Source organism: Mesonia oceanica (assembly GCF_902499555.1).
GTDB classification, from domain to species: Bacteria; Bacteroidota; Bacteroidia; order Flavobacteriales; family Flavobacteriaceae; genus Mesonia; species Mesonia oceanica.
Map to the genome: position 1 here is coordinate 1 of NZ_CABVMM010000053.1, position 1,327 is coordinate 1,327.

The 1,327-nt window shown below is 38.1% G+C and carries 2 protein-coding genes; both read left to right on the forward strand.

All coding sequences use genetic code 11. The features are described from left to right. Nucleotides 1-40 precede the first annotated feature (40 nt). Entirely contained in the window at nt 41-412 is a 372-nt protein-coding gene (locus FVB9532_RS19260; protein ID WP_150546810.1) for a transposase, read from the forward strand. Continuing rightward, nucleotides 412-1,287, forward strand: coding sequence for an IS3 family transposase (locus tag FVB9532_RS19265; protein WP_150546811.1), 876 nt, complete (start codon nt 412-414; stop codon nt 1,285-1,287). Before FVB9532_RS19260 ends, FVB9532_RS19265 begins: the two co-directional genes overlap by 1 nt. Nucleotides 1,288-1,327: the final 40 nt, after the last annotated feature.

Sequence of the window (1,327 nt, forward strand, 5' to 3'; positions counted from 1 at the left end):
TTGACCCGTCCTGAATAAAGGCTACATAATTTTAAACATTATGTACAAAAACGACAAAGTAATCAGACGGTATTCAGAACCCTTTAAACTGAAAATTTTAGACGAACTTACAACCGGAAAATTAAACAAGTATCAATTAGGTAAGGCCTATGGCATTAACCCAACAACCATTAATGAGTGGATTAGGAAATATAACCGAAAAGACCTTATGAATACCCGAGTGACCGTCAAAACAAAGGATGAAATAACCCGTATTAAAGAGCTCCAAAAGGAGATTGAACAACTTAAAAAACTGCTCTTGAAAAAAGATATGGATGCCCTCATTGACGAATCCTATCTTGAGGTTGCTGCAGAACAGTTGGGATATAAATCTGTCCTTGAGCTAAAAAAAAAGCTAAATATCAAGCCCTGATGAAGGCCAAGGAAAAAGCTAAGGGATTTGCTTCCCTAACAACCATAACAGCCTGTTTCGGTCTAAAACGTGATGCCTACTACAAGTACAAACGCAGGGAGGACAAACGTTTGGAGATAGAGAAAAGGGTTTTGGAAATAGTCAAGAACAGGCGCAAATCCCTTCCAAGGGAAGGCGTTAGAAAACTAACCAGATCATTGGACCAAGAGTTTAAAAATGCCCATTTAAAAATAGGCAGAGATACTTTATTCAACATCCTCAGAAAACACGATATGCTTATCCGTAGAAAGAAATACAGCTGTAGAACCACAAATTCATTGCACAGGTTCTATAAGTACAAGAACATCATCAAAGATCTAGAAGTCAATAGGCCAAACCAAGTCTGGGTAAGTGATATAACCTACATCAGAACCATCAAGGGCTTCTGTTACCTCGCACTCATAACAGATGTGCACAGCCGTAAGATAGTTGGCTATGACATTAGCAATAGCCTGGAACTTAAAGGCTGTGTGAGAGCTTTGAATAAGGCCTTGTATCAAGCTAAAAATACCTGTACTGAGCCTAGTCGAAGTATTAAACAACTTATTCATCATTCCGATAGAGGAATACAATATTGCAGCAATCTTTACACGCAAATTTTAAAGAGAAACAACATCCGAATCAGCATGACCGAAGAAAATCATTGTTACGAAAATGCAATGGCTGAACGTGTAAACGGCATACTCAAGGACGAATTCTATCTCGACCAGACCTTCGATAGCCTGCCACACGCAAGACGTGCAGCAAAAAATGCAATCAAGTTATACAATGAAATAAGATTACACTTATCTTTAAACTTTAAAACACCTGAAACGGTATACCTAAATGCAGCGTAAATCAATTTTTAACCTGTAGCCATATTTTAGGACGAGACAT

Coding starts and splice junctions, on each gene's coding strand:
- FVB9532_RS19260 (WP_150546810.1), top strand. CDS start 41: ATGTACAAAAACGACAAAGTAATCAGACGGTATTCAGAACCCTTTAAA.
- FVB9532_RS19265 (WP_150546811.1), top strand. CDS start 412: ATGAAGGCCAAGGAAAAAGCTAAGGGATTTGCTTCCCTAACAACCATA.